At 42.4% G+C, this 15701-nt stretch carries 19 protein-coding genes and 4 tRNA genes; 22 read left to right on the top strand and 1 reads right to left on the bottom strand.

The features are described from left to right. The first annotated feature begins 12 nt into the window (after nucleotides 1–12). The 8 genes from cyoE (at nucleotide 13) to L0659_RS19465 (ending at nucleotide 6759) form a co-directional block, all read left to right on the top strand. Nucleotides 13–906 (top strand): heme o synthase, encoded by an 894-nt coding sequence (cyoE, locus tag L0659_RS19500; RefSeq protein WP_235128270.1) that lies wholly within the window; start codon nucleotides 13–15, stop codon nucleotides 904–906. Between the two features lie 19 nt (nucleotides 907–925). Further along, nucleotides 926–1513, top strand: a complete 588-nt coding sequence (locus L0659_RS19495) for a cytochrome c oxidase subunit 3 (RefSeq protein ID WP_235128269.1) — start codon at nucleotides 926–928, stop codon at nucleotides 1511–1513. A gap of 10 nt (nucleotides 1514–1523) precedes the next feature. Beyond that, nucleotides 1524–2294: a cytochrome c oxidase subunit 3 gene (locus L0659_RS19490; RefSeq protein WP_235128268.1), complete on the top strand. Its 771-nt coding sequence runs from the start codon at nucleotides 1524–1526 to the stop codon at nucleotides 2292–2294. 30 nt (nucleotides 2295–2324) lie between these two features. Continuing rightward, on the top strand, nucleotides 2325–2654 hold the full coding sequence (locus L0659_RS19485) for a cytochrome C oxidase subunit IV family protein (RefSeq protein WP_235128267.1): 330 nt from the start codon (nucleotides 2325–2327) through the stop codon (nucleotides 2652–2654). A 9-nt stretch (nucleotides 2655–2663) separates the two neighbouring features. Beyond that, entirely contained in the window at nucleotides 2664–3293 is a 630-nt protein-coding gene (locus tag L0659_RS19480) for a hypothetical protein (RefSeq protein WP_235128266.1), read from the top strand. Nucleotides 3294–3295: 2 nt separating this feature from the next. Continuing rightward, on the top strand, nucleotides 3296–3835 hold the full coding sequence (locus L0659_RS19475; protein ID WP_235128265.1) for a DUF420 domain-containing protein: 540 nt from the start codon (nucleotides 3296–3298) through the stop codon (nucleotides 3833–3835). Beyond that, nucleotides 3832–4113, top strand: coding sequence for a hypothetical protein (locus L0659_RS19470; protein ID WP_235128264.1), 282 nt, complete (start codon nucleotides 3832–3834; stop codon nucleotides 4111–4113). Before L0659_RS19475 ends, L0659_RS19470 begins: the two co-directional genes overlap by 4 nt. Nucleotides 4114–4242: 129 nt before the next feature. After that, on the top strand, nucleotides 4243–6759 hold the full coding sequence (locus L0659_RS19465; protein WP_235128263.1) for a glycosyl hydrolase: 2517 nt from the start codon (nucleotides 4243–4245) through the stop codon (nucleotides 6757–6759). 3 nt (nucleotides 6760–6762) lie between these two features. Here the strand turns inward: L0659_RS19465 and murI are convergent, their stop codons facing one another. Then, nucleotides 6763–7572, bottom strand: a complete 810-nt coding sequence (murI, locus tag L0659_RS19460) for a glutamate racemase (RefSeq protein ID WP_235128262.1) — start codon at nucleotides 7570–7572, stop codon at nucleotides 6763–6765. A 161-nt stretch (nucleotides 7573–7733) separates the two neighbouring features. Between murI and L0659_RS19455 the strand changes: the two genes are divergently transcribed. The 14 genes from L0659_RS19455 to rplL all read left to right on the top strand — a co-directional run bounded on the left by L0659_RS19455 (nucleotide 7734) and on the right by rplL (nucleotide 15494). Next, the gene (locus tag L0659_RS19455; RefSeq protein ID WP_235128261.1) at nucleotides 7734–8324 is read left to right on the top strand and encodes an RNA polymerase sigma factor; all 591 of its coding nucleotides are present in this window, start codon (nucleotides 7734–7736) and stop codon (nucleotides 8322–8324) included. Then, nucleotides 8305–9102, top strand: coding sequence for a hypothetical protein (locus L0659_RS19450; RefSeq protein WP_235128260.1), 798 nt, complete (start codon nucleotides 8305–8307; stop codon nucleotides 9100–9102). Before L0659_RS19455 ends, L0659_RS19450 begins: the two co-directional genes overlap by 20 nt. Before the next feature lie 10 nt (nucleotides 9103–9112). Beyond that, a complete protein-coding gene (locus L0659_RS19445) occupies nucleotides 9113–10216 on the top strand; it encodes an outer membrane beta-barrel protein (protein ID WP_235128259.1) in 1104 nt (367 codons plus the stop codon). Nucleotides 10217–10383: 167 nt separating this feature from the next. Then, nucleotides 10384–10466: transfer RNA gene (locus L0659_RS19440), tRNA-Tyr, on the top strand. Between the two features lie 59 nt (nucleotides 10467–10525). Then, nucleotides 10526–10598 (top strand) — tRNA-Gly (locus L0659_RS19435). Between the two features lie 234 nt (nucleotides 10599–10832). Beyond that, nucleotides 10833–10904, top strand: a tRNA-Thr gene (locus L0659_RS19430). A gap of 163 nt (nucleotides 10905–11067) precedes the next feature. Further along, nucleotides 11068–12255, top strand: a complete 1188-nt coding sequence (gene tuf, locus L0659_RS19425; protein ID WP_026631774.1) for an elongation factor Tu — start codon at nucleotides 11068–11070, stop codon at nucleotides 12253–12255. 102 nt (nucleotides 12256–12357) lie between these two features. Next, nucleotides 12358–12428: transfer RNA gene (locus L0659_RS19420), tRNA-Trp, on the top strand. 16 nt (nucleotides 12429–12444) lie between these two features. Continuing rightward, nucleotides 12445–12636, top strand: coding sequence for a preprotein translocase subunit SecE (gene secE, locus L0659_RS19415; RefSeq protein WP_082216649.1), 192 nt, complete (start codon nucleotides 12445–12447; stop codon nucleotides 12634–12636). A gap of 36 nt (nucleotides 12637–12672) precedes the next feature. Further along, nucleotides 12673–13227, top strand: a complete 555-nt coding sequence (nusG, locus tag L0659_RS19410; protein WP_026631776.1) for a transcription termination/antitermination protein NusG — start codon at nucleotides 12673–12675, stop codon at nucleotides 13225–13227. A 77-nt stretch (nucleotides 13228–13304) separates the two neighbouring features. Continuing rightward, nucleotides 13305–13754 (top strand): 50S ribosomal protein L11, encoded by a 450-nt coding sequence (rplK, locus tag L0659_RS19405; protein ID WP_026631777.1) that lies wholly within the window; start codon nucleotides 13305–13307, stop codon nucleotides 13752–13754. 37 nt (nucleotides 13755–13791) lie between these two features. Continuing rightward, complete coding sequence (rplA, locus tag L0659_RS19400; protein WP_235128258.1) at nucleotides 13792–14490, top strand: 50S ribosomal protein L1; 699 nt, start codon at nucleotides 13792–13794, stop codon at nucleotides 14488–14490. A 1-nt stretch (nucleotide 14491) separates the two neighbouring features. After that, a complete protein-coding gene (gene rplJ, locus L0659_RS19395; protein ID WP_235128257.1) occupies nucleotides 14492–15022 on the top strand; it encodes a 50S ribosomal protein L10 in 531 nt (176 codons plus the stop codon). Between the two features lie 85 nt (nucleotides 15023–15107). Then, a complete protein-coding gene (rplL, locus tag L0659_RS19390; protein WP_026631780.1) occupies nucleotides 15108–15494 on the top strand; it encodes a 50S ribosomal protein L7/L12 in 387 nt (128 codons plus the stop codon). Nucleotides 15495–15701: the final 207 nt, after the last annotated feature.

Raw genomic sequence — 15701 nt, 5'->3', positions numbered from 1 at the left:
AATAGTTTAGTAATGATATCAGCTGAGGGAAGCTTAGGAGGCGTTGGGAAGTTAAGAGAGCGGATAGGCGTTTTATTTGAGTTATTGAAATTCAGGTTGGCATCGCTGATTGCATTTTCTGGTGCAATGGGTTACTGCCTGGGTGCTAAGGAAGTTGAAACAGGAAAATTGATCCTTTTCATCATTGCATCGATAGGGATTACAGGAGCGGCGAACATCATCAATCAAATTCTGGAAAAGGATTTTGATAGGCTAATGAAAAGAACTGCGAACCGACCATTGCCTAGTGGCCGGATCACAGTAGACCAGGCGATTATCTGGGCCGTGTTTTTAGGAATTGTGTCGCTGGCGATTTTTGTGTTAGTATTCAACCTGAGCACAGGTTTGATTTCGCTTCTATCACTTGTTCTTTACGGCTTTGTTTACACACCATTAAAGAGAGTTGGGCCGATAGCGGTTTTTGTAGGCGCTTTTCCAGGCGCATTTCCTCCAATGATTGGGTGGGTTGCTGCCACAGATCATTTCGGTTTAGAACCAGGAATCTTATTTGCCATTCAATTCTTTTGGCAGTTTCCCCATTTCTGGGCGATTGCGTGGGTGCTTGATGAAGATTATAAGAGAGCAGGGTTCAAATTACTTCCCGCCAATGGCTTGAAGGATATTAATACGACCTTGCAAATAATGATTTATACCGTATTTCTTTTGCCGATTGGCTGGCTGCCCTATGAATTGGGTATGACAGGTATCAATTCGGCTTTTGTTGCTACGGTTTTTGGCGTTCTGTTTTTGGCCCAAACATTCCACTTAATGCGCACTTGCACGGATAAAACGGCAAAGCAATTGATGTTCGGATCGTTTATATATTTGCCAATCGTTCAGATCGCGTTTTTGTTGGATAAATTGTGAAAATGAAAAATCAGTGAAAATGGAAAGTGTTCAGCAGTATAAAGTAGAAAAAGAACCACAGGAAACCTTGGCTATGGATCCAATGAAATTCATTCTGTGGCTGTTTTTGGTTAGCATTATCATGTTATTTGCTTCTCAATCAAGCGCATATCTTGTGAGAAGGGCCGAGGGGAACTGGCTGGAATTCGCAATGCCAAAAATTTTCTGGTATAGCACGGGTGTTCTTTTAATTAGCAGCGCAGCAATGCAATGGGCTTTCTTTTCGGCAAAAAAAGATCAGTTCAAAGAATTGAAAATAGCAATTTCTATTACTTTTGTACTCGGTCTGGTGTTCCTTTGGATGCAGTTTGAAGGCTGGAAAGAGCTGGTTGCCATGAATGTTTATTTCGTTGGAAACCCGTCTGGTTCGTTTTTTTATGTATTCACTGGATTGCACGGTTTCCACATTATCAGCGGATTAATTGTATTGCTTTATTCTTTGACAGCGGCGTTTCGGTTGAAAGTGCACGCCAAAAATTTAAGACGCATTCAGATCTGTGCCACTTACTGGCATTTTCTAGATTTACTTTGGTTATACCTTTTTGTTTTTTTATTGACTTTTAATTAATACTTTTTCAATGGCTGCAAATGTAACAACACCTGGCGCGGTAGAACCCAAAATGTGGATGGGGGGAATTGAGCCTATGAGAGCTAGTTATGGTAAACTGATGATGTGGTTTTTCCTTATCTCGGATACCTTTACTTTCTCAGCCCTGCTCGTTGCCTACGGTACAGCACGGTTCGCCTTTCCGGCATTTTCCGGAAACGTGGAGGACTTTACATTTTCAAACATGTATTGGCCGATTCCTGAGAAGGTGTACGAGGCAGTGCCTTTCCTTCACGGAATTTCCCTTCCCCTGGTTTTTGTAGGGATTATGACATTCATCCTGATCGCGAGCAGCGTGACGATGGTTCTTGCAGTAGAAGCAGGTCACCGGATGGATCGTGCCAATGTTGAAAAATATATGCTTTGGACAATCCTGGGCGGATTTACTTTCCTGGGCTGCCAGGCTTGGGAATGGGCTCACTTTATTCATGGTACGGATACAGGTAGCGTGATGAAAGTAATTGAAAACGGAACCTGGGTGGACAAAACGATTTTCGGGGCGAACCTGACAGAAAATCAATACGGACCTCCTGCATTTGCTGACTTCTTTTTCTTTATCACAGGCTTCCACGGAACGCACGTATTTAGCGGTGTTATCTTGAACATTCTGATTTTCTTCCGTACAGCCACAGGTTTTTATGATAAAAGAGGAAGCTACGAGATGGTGGAGAAAGTAGGACTTTACTGGCACTTTGTAGATTTAGTGTGGGTATTCGTATTTACATTCTTTTATCTGGTTTAAAATCATCCAATAATATTAATTCCTAATCAAATGTCGGAAGTACACCATATTCATAATCAGGATCCAAACGCTGGTGCTGAGCAACGCAAAGCAATCTGGAAAACATTTTGGATCCTTCTTATCCTTACCGCTGTCGAATTCCTTGTCGCATTCACAGTGCCTCACGGAATTTTGAAAATCACTATTTTCATTGTGATGACGATTGTGAAAGCATTTTACATCGTTGGTGAGTTTATGCACTTAAAGCACGAAACCAAGTCGTTGATCTGGTCAATTCTTGTTCCTGTTATCTTTGTAGCCTGGCTGATCTTGGCTTTAATGTTGGAAGGAAATGCAATATTTGAAGCAGTATTTGATTAAATAGTGCACATGAAAAATTTTCCCAAGGCCGGATTACTGATCGTAACATTAGTAATACCGGCTTTGATTTTTGTACTGCTCAGGCTTTTTGCCACCAATCATTATGATCTTCCCTATTTCAACCCTGAATTGGATAGCAATGGCCAAGTTCAAATAGTAAATGGCGACACAGTTTTTCAAAAACGCTCAGAATTGCAGCTTGCATCTGGAAAACATCCGCTTGAAAATGACATTACAGTAGTCAGTTTTTTACCAAAAGAATGCGCAGATACTTGTAAGCTCGTGCTATCCAACCTGAAAAGGATTTATGATATGCGCAGTGAGACAAATCGTTTAAGCATTACAACGCTTTTAGAGGACAATTTATCTGCTGCTTCAGCATATCCAAGTGAGCTGGGTACGAAGGGCTGGAAGACATTGAAAGCTACTAATACAGAAGCAGAAACATTACTCAATTTAGAATCAGCGTCATCACAACGAAGATCTGAACTTTATCCGCTGGAAAGCAGGTTAATGTTGATAGACAGCAAAGGCTACACAAGAGGCTATTATAATGGAGCCGATCCTGAGGAGATTGATCGCCTGATGGCAGAATTGAAAATTTTGAATTACGAGAAAAAAGCAAGTGCTAACCCATAGTTATGGCAACATTAGTTTTAGAAAAGAAACCCAAATACGAGCGCATTATCAATATTCTTGCCATTGCTATTCCCATTGCAGTTGCAGCATTGTTAGGTATTCGCCAAAAAGTTGAATTAGGCGCCTGGACGAAGGTTTTGCCCCATGTTATCGGCGTGATCAATACGCTGACAGCAGTTTTTTTGATAGCAGGATTTTATTTTGTCAAAAACAATAACATTAAAGGACACCGGAGGTCGATGACAGGTGCATTTCTGTTGGGTGCCGTTTTTTTGGTATGTTATATTTTGTACCACATTTCGAATAAATCAACACCTTTTGGTGGTGAAGGTTTTGTGAGGCCGATCTATTACTTTTTACTGATTTCTCACATTACATTGTCGATTGTGGTCGTTTGGTTTGTATTGCGTGCTGTATATTTTGGTTATACCAACCAGATCATTGAACACAGAAAGGCTGTGAAATGGGCTTTGCCGATCTGGCTTTATGTGAGTATCAGCGGTGTTGTGGTTTATCTGATGATTAGTCCTTATTACGTATGAAAAATTTTAAGATCATATTTGGTTTTATAATGCTGTTTGTGCTTTCCGGCGTGGACACGTGGGCGCAATGTGCTATGTGCCGCGGATCTGTGGAAAGTTCCATGGGCAATGGCCGGAATAATGTTGGCGTAGGGCTGAACACCGGTATCATGTTTCTTTTTGTAATGCCTTACTTATTGGTAGGTGTTATTGGTTATCTGTGGTATCGAAATAGCAGGAAGAATTTGGAGGAACGCCAGTTTATCGCTTCCCGTGTGAAGCAGGCTTTTCAAGGCTAAGATTTAAGTTAGTGATATGTATAGCGAAGCGATCAGCTTCGCTTTTTTTATGTCCAATCCAATGCGTAAATAATATTCGCACGGGGCGTAGAAAAGCATTTCAATGCCTTTAAAGAGAAACCTGGAATTATGCGACTGTTACTTTTACTCATATTGCTTCTGAATGGTGCCTTGACAAATGCACAAACTATTTCCACAGCAAAACCATGGACTTTCTGGTGGTGGATGGGCAGCGCAGTCAATAAAAAGGACATTACGACGCAATTAGAATACTTTCAGAAATCGGGAGTTGGGGGCGTGCACATTATCCCGATCTACGAAGTGAAAGGTTATGAGTCGCAGTCGGTTCCTTTCCTGACACCGAAGTGGCTGGATCTGATGCAGCATACAGTTCGTGAGGGTAAGCGGCTTGGATTGGGAGTAGATGTAACAACAGGAACGGGCTGGCCATTTGGCGGGCCTAATGTTTCGCCGGAGTTTGGAGCAAAAAATATGACTTTCAAAAACAATGCATTATTAGTTGAGCCTACCAAACAAAAAGTGAAACGCGCTGCGCCGGGTGGCGAAGGACTGGTCCTGGATCCATTTCATGCAACCGCAATGTCACGTTATCTTACAAGATTTGATTCTGCTTTTGCAGGAAAGAAAGATTTGCCCCGCTCCATGTATAATGATTCCTATGAGGCATACGGGGCTAACTGGACGGACGATTTTTTGCAAGAATTTGAAAAACGGCGGGGTTATGACCTCGGTGAAAATCTAGCATTACTATCAGACTCAACTGGCAAAGCCGGCTCGGAACTGGTTCGGATTGACTATCACCAAACATTGTCGGAGCTGCTAAGAGAGCGCTATGCCAAGCCGTGGACAGATTGGAGCACGAAACATGGGTTTCTAACAAGATATCAGGCGCATGGCTCGCCTGGCAATTTGCTTGACCTGTACGATGCGGCAGACATTCCGGAAACTGAATCTTTCGGCACCAGCCGATTTTCCATTCCCGGGCTCCGCATTGATCCCGATTATTCCATCGACCAATTTGGAACTCCTGATCCGTTGGCAATGAAATTTGCTTCTTCGGCAGCGCATTTTTCTGGTAAGAAACTGGTGAGCTCGGAAACCGGAACGTGGCTTGCAAACCATTTTAAAGTTTCATTGTCACAGATTAAGCCACAGATCGACGAGCTCTTTACGGCAGGCATTAACCACGTTTTTTATCACGGAAGTACTTACTCGCCTGCGCAGGAGCAGTATCCGGGCTGGTTATTTTATGCCTCCACGAACTTTGGATCGACCTCACATTTCGCTATGCACATTTCTTTGCTAAATAAGTACGTACAGCGCTGTCAGGAACTGCTTCAAAACAGCAAAGCGGACAATGATGTACTGATTTATTTTCCGATTCATGACCTCTGGGTGACGAAGGCGAAGTCATCCGGGAATGTGCATTTACTGGAAGTGCATCATGTGGATCGCTGGCTTCTGGATCTGCCATTTGGTAAGCTCGCGCAGCAGCTTTGGAAAAAGGGTTTTGGGTTTGATTATGTTTCGGATTTGCAGTTGCAACGCCTGAAATTGGATAGCAATGGTAATCTCACCAGTGGGAGTGCGGTTTATAAATCCATGATCATTCCGGCGAGCACTTATATGCCTGAGGAAACATTAAAGGAATTACAACGACTTGCTACAAACGGAGCAAAAATCATTTTTCAAAACCACTTGCCGGAAAAATCAACGGGATACGCTGCTCATTCGAAAAAGCAAAACAACTTCCAGGATGCATTAGCAAAGTTAAAAGAAGAAAGGAATGTTCGAATTTCAAGTGATTTTGAAAAAGAGCTGCTGGTAAGCGGAGCACTTCGGGAATCGTTTTCAGAAAAAGGCTTGACATTTATTCGTAAAAAAACACCGGACAACAAGCGACTTTACTTTATCAGCAATTTGGCTGACCAGTTTAAGGAAGGCTGGATTAATATTAACAATGCTGGCGGATTTGAACAACTGAAGGCAATGGATGAAAATGCTTCCTGGAAGCCAGTCCCGCAAAACGGAGCAGCGATTTACTTGATGCTTCTACCGGGACAGTCATGTTTTCTGAGAGAAACAGCAAAAAATACAGGCTCAGAAAAGGTTAACATGGCAGACAAGCAATTTGAAATAAAAGGCAATTGGAATCTGAAATTTCTAAAAGGAAGACCTTCGATCCCGCCCCCGGCAAAATTTAACGACCTCAAAACCTGGACAAACCTGCCTGATTCAGCGGTTTATTTTTCAGGGACAGCCAGATATGAAGTTCACTTTGATTGCCCGGATAATCTGCTGAAAAGTGCTGTTAGAATTCTGGATCTGGGCGATGTGAGAGAAGTGGCCGCTGTAAAACTGAATGGTAAGCCCATAGGAACGGCTTGGAGCATTCCTTTTCAGCTAAGCTTCACGGATAAGCTCAAACCACAGGATAATGTGCTTGAAATTGAGGTGACGAATCTTTCAGCCAATTATATGCGCCTCAGGGATACGCAAAAGCCTGATTGGAAAAAATTTCACGACATTAACATTGTCGATATCACTTATAAAAAGTTTGATGCGACAAAATGGGAGCCGATGCCGTCTGCCTTGTTAGGACCAGTGAAAATTTTTTTCCGTTAAATGTTACTCCCAAAGCGGATAATGTTCCAGCTGGATTTGACTTCCAAAGAAAATGTTGGTCGATTGTTCAAATGAGAGCGTGTAATCCGACACGTAAAATGCGCGCTTGCCTTCACCTTTTTCATTTACGAGATAATGTTGTTCCAGCCAGGATTTTAAGGAGAAAGCAACGATTTCAGAAGTGTCAAGAATTTCGACATTCCCCTGGTAAAACTGCCCTATCTGGTTTTTGATAAGCGGATAATGGGTGCAACCCAGAATTAATGCTTCAATGTCTGAAAGCGAAGCATCCGATAAATAACTGGTTATGATGCTTTCACTAATGTTATTATCAAAAAAGCCTTCCTCGATCATCGGCGCCAGCAACGGAGTGGCCAGTGATTTCAACTGAATATTTTTTCCTAATGCATCTACTTTCTTTTTGTACACATTCGAAAGGACCGTTTGCTTCGTTCCAATCAGGCCGATCGTTTTGCCGTCATAATGCTCTTTAATGTAGTCAACCACAGGATCAATTACATTTAAAACCTTCGCCTTACTGCCTACGTATTCCCTAACAAGCTCGTAGGCCGCCGCAGAAGCGGAGTTGCAGGCAATGAGGATCAGCTTACAATTTTGCTGCAAAAGCATGTTGCAGATCTTGATAGAATAGGCCTGGATCGCAGCCTGCGATTTATCGCCATAAGGAAGATGGGCCGTGTCGCCGAAATAGATTGTATTCTCCTGAGGCAAAAGCCTGGTTACTGCACTGGCAACGGTCATTCCGCCAATGCCACTATCAAAAATCCCGATCGGCGCAGAAGAATCAAACATATTGGATGGGGTAGATCTATTTGGTTAAAAAGATATTTGATCCAAAACTAAGGAACGGTTCGAATAACTTTTTAAAAATTAAATCAATTCGCAAATTTTTTGAGAACTGATGCAACCTCACCGAGAGGAATGCGCATCTTGCTATTGAAACCACCAAATGAATGGGTCGAATTTTATCACTTTTTAGTAACGAAGCACAGCTGCTCAAAGCGCTTAGGAAGGAAGATCCGAAGGCACAGCGACAGTTGTACGATAAATACAGCGCTCGCATGCTGGCTTTATGTTTTCGTTACATCTGTGATGATATGGCCGCGGAGGATGTGATGGTTGAGGGTTTTATCAGAGTGTTTTCAAAGATCGGGCAGTTCAATGAAGAAGGCAGTTTTGAAGGCTGGATCCGCAGGATAATGGTGAATGAGGCGCTGGGCTATTTGAGAAAACAAAAACGCATCCTGGAGGACACATTATCGGACGAGGCAAACAACATTCCGGATTACGCCCATGCTGATCAGAATCTGGAAACGCAGGAGTTGTTACAATTGATTGAATCGCTGCCTACGGGATATAGAACGGTTTTTAATTTATATGCCATTGAAGGTTATCCGCACATTGAAATTGCGCAAATGCTTGGCATAACAGAAAGCACGTCGAAATCACAATTGCATCGGGCAAGGGCAATGTTGCAGAAAATGGTTGCCGATTGGGAAAATGATTTTAAAAAAAAAGTAGAATATGAAAAAGCATCCGGTTGATGATCTTTTCAAGCATAGGCTTTCGGAGTTGGAAAAAAAGCCATCTGCCGCTGCCTGGGAAAAAATTCAGATAAGCACTAAAAAGGAGCGTAAGCTGGCGGGCTGGGTCTGGTATGCCGCGGCGAGTGTGGTCATCACGCTTGTTGCAGGTTATATCGTCTGGAACAATGAACGCCCGAACATTGAAACGATTGGCAAGGAAAAGAAAATTGCGATTGTTTCTGAGCCGGCAAAAGCTGTTAAGGGGCATGAAATAGAAAATGTTCACGATGTGCAGGCTGACATTAAGGGAATTCCGGGTTCTTCCGCTGAGCTTGCGACTAGTGAAAATAAAAAGCATTTAAAAAAATCAGATTCTGCAAAGCAGATTTTGAAGGAGGCGATTTCGGTTGATAGGCCCAGTCAAATTATTGAAAATCAGAGCCTGGCGACAAATGTAGAAGTAACAGAGGCGCCTGTTGCTGAGCCGCCAACTGTGGAGAAGATCGACCCAAAACCGGAAGAAGCTTTTTCTGCCAAGATTTCGCCTGCACCGGTTGAACAGACCAGGATTGTTGTCGTGGCAGTGGAGACAGACGATCAGGATAAACCAAGATCTTCCAAATTTTCAAAAGTTTTTCGTCAGCTGAAAAATGCGAGAGCGGGCGAGCGCGTGGATTGGGAAGAAGTAGGTTTTAATCCAAAAAGCCTCGTTGCGAAAGTAGACGACCGCTTGCGCAACGGAGAAGAAAGAGTGTCGGAAAAGTATCATAACCTCAAAGACAAAACAAAACTATAATATCACAGCAATGAAACTGAAATTATATATAGCCGCCCTATTCCTCGTATTTGGAATGAATGTGCATGCGAGTGGTTTTAAACCTGCACAACAAAGCACCCTTCAAGAGAAAGATTCTATAATCGTAACCTTTGGCGACCGGACAAGGCTTATTATCTATGGAGAAGACCGCAAAGAACTCGATAAGATCATGCAATATGACCTGAATACATTATTAAAGGACTTGAAGGTCAGACTAGATAGCACAGATTCCGACACGACTTACTTGCGTGAGGAGATTAATGGCAGCAAATATTTAAAGGATAAGTCAAATGATGAAGATTATGTGCGAATTGGCCTGCGCGGAATCCACATTAAAAACGGAGACACCGAAGTTAAGATTAATGCTAAGGGGGTTGAAGTAGAGGACGAGGACGAGGAAAACGAAAAATCAGATTCCAATTACAGGCGCACGGGCAAACGCTTTTACCGGTCTGGCGGTGGTTCGAGTCCGCGAAAAGGATTTAACATTGCATTAGGTCTGAATACTTACGGGACAAACGAAACTACGACAGGCTTTTTAAAGGACGATTACGACCTCAAACCATTCGGATCCCGATACATTAGCCTGGGGTTCATTGCCAGCACAACCATTGCAAAAGGTAAAAATGTGCGTCTGCACTTGGATTTTGGCGTCGATTTCTCCTGGTACAATTTGATGTTTGATGGAAATAATACAGTTGCGAAGGATTCTCTCCAAGTTAGTTTCCCACTGGTTACAAATGAAAACGGCGAAGAGATTGAAATGAAAAAGAGCAAGCTAACTGTTCCATACGTAAACATCTCGTTCATGCCGACGCTCAGTTTCTCCCGATCGTTCATCTCATACATTAGCGCAGGCGTGTATGGAGGCTACCGACTGGGAAGCTATACCAAGTTACGTCGCGAGGGAAGTAAGGATGTGGACCATGTTCGAAAAAACTTTTACGTAGAAGATCTGAGATATGGCTTATCTGCCGAACTAGGCATCAGAAATTTCCCGGATTTCTTTGTCAACTACGATTTCAATAATCTTTACCAGGAAGGAAAAGGGCCATCAGTAAGGATGCTTAGTTTCGGAGTGAGGTTGTTTTAAAAAGCTCAAATGTGCGCAGTAGCGGCTTAAAACAATGTATTTTGTTTGAGCCGCTATTTTTATTTATTTTTTTTTCAAAAGAATTTGAGAATTTAAGAAAAGAGCTTAATTTTGCGACTCCAAAAAGTGAGACAAGCGGTTTTCACGGTTGTGTTGAAATGTTGATTGGGGGTGTACCAGAGCGGCCAAATGGGGCAGACTGTAAATCTGCTGGTGTATGCCTACGGTGGTTCGAATCCATCCGCCCCCACAGTTTGTGCCACAATGAGCTTCTGAAATCACCAGTTTCAGGAGGAGGCAAAAACAAATGCGGAAGTAGCTCAGCTGGTAGAGCGATAGCCTTCCAAGCTATAGGTCGCGAGTTCGAACCTCGTCTTCCGCTCATTTAAAACACCATCGAAGCGATTAGCGAAAACATTCATTAGATACTTTTTCGCTAATCGCTTTTTGGTTGTAATAGCCTGGAATTGCTTAACGTGGCATTTCAAATGTATTGAAATTGCTTTTGTAGCTCAGGGACGGTCCGCCGCGCGGTAGAGCATTTCCTTGGTAAGGAAGAGGTCAGGGCGGTTGCTCGGAAATGTTTAAAGTAGCATTTCAAATGTATTGAAATTTTGCTTTTGTAGCTCAGGGGTAGAGCACTTCCTTGGTAAGGAAGAGGTCAGGGGTTCAAATCCCCTCAAAAGCTCGGAAGATGAGAAGTTGAGGCAATCCCCTCAAAAGCTCGGAAAAGATTTTGATCCTTGTATTTAGTTAAATTGATTTTGGAGTGCTTGGCTAGTGTAAGCTAAACAGGATCAATCATTAGTGTTTAATAAATTGTAACTTTTAATTTTAAGCGTACTTAAGTCATGGCAAAAGAGACGTTTGACCGCTCGAAACCCCACGTAAATATTGGTACTATCGGGCACGTTGACCACGGTAAAACTACCCTTACTGCAGCTATCACAACTGTGTTGGCTAAGAAGGGTCTAGCAGTACTTCGCGATTTCTCATCAATTGATAATGCTCCTGAAGAGAAAGAGCGTGGTATCACGATTAACACATCCCACGTTGAGTATTCGACAGCAAACCGTCACTATGCTCACGTTGACTGTCCAGGTCACGCGGATTATGTAAAAAACATGGTAACTGGTGCTGCCCAGATGGACGGCGCTATCATCGTAGTTGCTGCTACTGATGGACCAATGCCACAAACACGTGAGCACATTCTTTTGGCTCGCCAGGTTGGTGTTCCTCAGCTTGTAGTGTTCATGAACAAAGTGGATATGGTTGATGATCCAGAGCTTCTTGAACTTGTTGAAATGGAAATTCGTGAGCTTTTGAGCTTCTACGATTACGATGGAGACAACATTCCTGTAATCCAAGGTTCTGCTTTGGGTGGTTTGAATGGCGAAGAAAAATGGGTTAAAACAATCGAAGAATTGATGGACGCTGTTGACAGCTACATTCCAATTCCTCCACGTATGACTGATCTTCCTTTCCTTATGCCTGTTGAAGACGTATTCTCGATCACTGGTCGTGGTACTGTTGCAACTGGTCGTATTGAAAGAGGAGTAATCAACTCTGGTGAAGCGGTTGATATCCTTGGAATGGGTGCAGAAGGTCTTAAATCAGTAGTAACTGGTGTTGAGATGTTCCGTAAGATCCTTGACCGTGGAGAAGCTGGTGACAACGTAGGTCTTTTGCTTCGTGGTATCAACAAAGAAGATATCCGTCGCGGAATGGTAATCTGCAAGCCAGGTTCAGTTAAGCCTCATGCTGCTTTCAAAGGCGAGGTTTATGTACTTTCGAAAGAAGAAGGTGGACGTCACACTCCATTCTTTAACAAATACCGTCCTCAGTTTTACTTCCGTACCACGGACGTAACAGGTGAAATTTCTCTACCAGCTGGTGTTGAAATGGTTATGCCTGGTGATAACATCACAATTGATGTGAAATTGATCAACAAGATTGCTATGGAAAAAGGTCTTCGTTTCGCGATTCGTGAAGGTGGACGTACCGTAGGTGCTGGTCAGGTAACTGAAATTCTTGACTAATCAAGATTGAATATTAAAACAAGTGCATTTCTTATGAGATGCACTTGTTTTTTATAATAAAATCGTATCTTTGCAGCCCGAAAGTACCGGGTCGTTAGATAAACGGGTGTAGTTCAAGGGTAGAATAGCGGTCTCCAAAACCGTTGATGGGAGTTCGAATCTCTCCACCCGTGCATAATAAAAGGACAAATGGAAAAATTTACTTCTTTTTTGAAAGCTTCCTGGGAAGAAATCACGCAACACGTGACATGGCCTCCTTTTAATGAGCTTCAGGCCAATACGACATTGGTGCTAGTCGGTTCCCTCATTTTTGCCTTTGTAGTAGGCGTGATGGATTTTGTCTTTGAGAATGCACTGAATCTGTTTTATCAGTCTTTCTAAGGCTATTTTTTATTATAGTGGCAACCCCCGTAATGTATGAGTAGTCTAAATTGGTTTGTATTGAGAGCAGTGTCCGGACAAGAAAAAAAGATCAAGTCCTACATTGAAAATGAAATAGCTCGGCAGAAACTGGATGAATTCGTTCCGCAAATTCTGATACCTTCTGAGAAGATATATGAGATGCGTAACGGAAAGAAACGTGTAAGGGAGAAAAATTTCTTTCCTGGTTACATTATCATTTCAGCAGATCTGTCCAAAGGTGAGGTTCTACACATTATAACAAGTATTCCTGGTGTTATCGGCTTCCTCGGAAGTGCAGAAGGCAACTCAAAAGTTCCTGTTCCACTTCGTCAATCTGAAATTAACAGAATTTTAGGGAAAGTTGATGAAGCTGAACAACACGAAGAAGCACCAAGCATGTCCTTTATCAGAGGGGAAACTGTCAAAGTTGTTGACGGTCCTTTCAGCGGATTCATCGGCGTGGTTGAAGAAGTATTTGACGAGAAGAAAAAACTCAATGTAGTTGTAAAAATATTCGGGCGTAATACACCCGTGGAACTCAGTTACGCACAAGTAGAAAAGGATAGTTGAAAGAGTAACGGGCAGGGTAAGCTTCCACTTGCATGTTAAGCCGTTAAACAATCAATGAACCGACAAATTACAAAACAATGGCAAAAGAAATAGGTGGATACGTCAAACTACAGGTAAAAGGTGGCCAAGCCAACCCTTCACCTCCAATCGGTCCTGCATTAGGATCGAAAGGTTTGAATATCATGGAGTTTTGCAAGCAATTCAATGGCCGTACCCAGGATAAAATGGGTGTGGTATTGCCGGTAGTTATTACTTACTATAAGGATAAGTCTTTTGACTTTGTCATTAAGACCCCCCCGGCCGCGATTCTGCTTCTGGAAGCATCAAAAGTAAAGACCGGTTCGGCTCAGCCAAACCGTTTAAAAGTGGGTTCGGTATCATGGGATCAGGTTCGTACGATCGCTGAAACTAAGATGCCAGACTTAAACTGCTTTACAATTGATTCTGCTATGAAAATGATAGCGGGAACGGCTCGTAGTATGGGTATTACTGTTGCAGGCAAGGCCCCGTGGGAAGAAAACAACTGAGCGTAAAAATATTTATACGCTGAAAGAAACAAAGAACATGGGAAAATTAACCAAAAAGCAAAAAGAAGCTCTTTCGAAATTCGACGCGAATCAAGTTTACTCTCTTGAGCAGGCAGCGGACGTACTTAAGACGATTTCTTATACCAAATTTGATTCTTCCGTGGATATCGACGTTCGTTTGGGCGTAGATCCTCGTAAAGCTGATCAGATGGTACGTGGCGTGGTAACATTGCCACACGGAACCGGAAAAGAAGTTCGTGTATTGGTTTTGTGTACTCCGGATAAGGAGGCAGAAGCGAAAGAAGCAGGAGCGGATTATGTTGGTCTTGATGAATATATCCAAAAGATAGAACAAGGCTGGACAGACATCGACGTAATTATCACAATGCCGAGTGTGATGGCAAAAGTGGGACGGTTAGGTAAGGTTTTAGGTCCTCGCGGATTGATGCCAAACCCTAAATCAGGAACGGTAACGCCGGACGTAGCGAAAGCTGTGAAGGAAGTAAAAGCAGGTAAGATTGATTTCAAAGTTGACAAAACAGGAATCATTCACACAAGTGTTGGTAAAGTTTCTTTTGGAAACGAGCAGCTTGTACAAAATGCTACAGAAGTTATCAATACTCTGGTTCGCCTTAAACCATCATCGGCAAAAGGAACTTACGTTAAAAGCATTCACTTGTCAAGCACGATGAGCCCGGGTGTTACTATTGATAAAAACACGATTCCAGGATTATAATATGACACGGGAAGAGAAAGCAGTAATTATAGACGAGTTAAGTCAAAAATTCGCTAGCACCCCATACTTCTATATCACCAGCGCAAACGGAATGTCTGTAGGTGAAACAAACCAGCTAAGAGGCCTTTGCTTCGAACGTGGTGTGGAGTATCGTGTTGTTAAGAATACATTGATTAAGAAAGCATTAGAAACATTAGATACGGATTATTCCTCTTTTGACGAAGTTTTGAAAGGATTTTCCGGAGTTATGTTTCACCCGGAGTCAGGTAAGGTTCCTGCACAATTGATTAAAGAATTCAAAAAGAAATCAGGTAGTGACAAGCTTAAATTTAAAGGAGCTTCTGTTGATTCATCTATTTTCGTTGGTGAAAGCCAGCTTGACGTTCTGATCGCTCTGAAATCAAAACAAGAAATGATTGGAGAGATTATCGGATTGTTGCAATCACCTGCTAAAAATGTTATCGGCGCCCTACAAAGCGGTGGAAACAAATTGGCTGGTATCTTGAAGACCTTGTCTGAAAAAGAAGACTAATATTAATAGCCAGGCTGAGCTCTCCGGGACAAAAAATGGAGCTTTTAAAATCATCTTATTGTATAATCAAAAAATCTAAATAAAAATGGCAGATTTGAAAGCTTTCGCAGAACAGCTTGTTAACCTTACGGTTAAAGAAGTGAACGAATTGGCTACAATTCTTAAAGACGAGTACGGTATTGAGCCTGCAGCTGCTGGTGCAGTTATGGTAGCAGGTCCTGCTGCTGGCGGTGGTTCAGATGCTCCTGCGGCTGAAGAGAAAACATCTTTTGATGTAATCTTGAAAGCAGCTGGCGCAAGCAAACTTGCTGTTGTGAAATTGGTTAAAGACCTTACAGGTCTTGGCTTGAAAGAAGCAAAAGAACTAGTTGACGGTGCTCCAAAGCCTGTTAAAGAAGGAGTTGCAAAAGACGAAGCGGAAGCTTTGAAAAAACAACTTGAAGAAGCAGGTGCAGAAGTTGAAGTGAAGTAATTTGCTTTATACCAAAAGCCTATAATTCTAAGGAATGAGGCCTGATTAACGTCAGGTCTTTTTCCTATTTATGTGTATACCAAACGAAAAATACTTTTTTTGCGTTTGTACTTAGATAGCCCTTCATTTATTCCGGGTTCATCATTCTTCTTTTCAAATAATTTGCGCGAAACACTTCTTTACTCGTAGGAAAGGAGAATAGGGGCA

It is taken from the genome of Dyadobacter sp. CY347, assembly GCF_021502655.1.
Classification (GTDB): Bacteria; Bacteroidota; Bacteroidia; order Cytophagales; family Spirosomataceae; genus Dyadobacter.
Note: the sequence above shows the minus strand (reverse complement) of the source record. Positions and strands in the feature narration are given on the sequence as shown.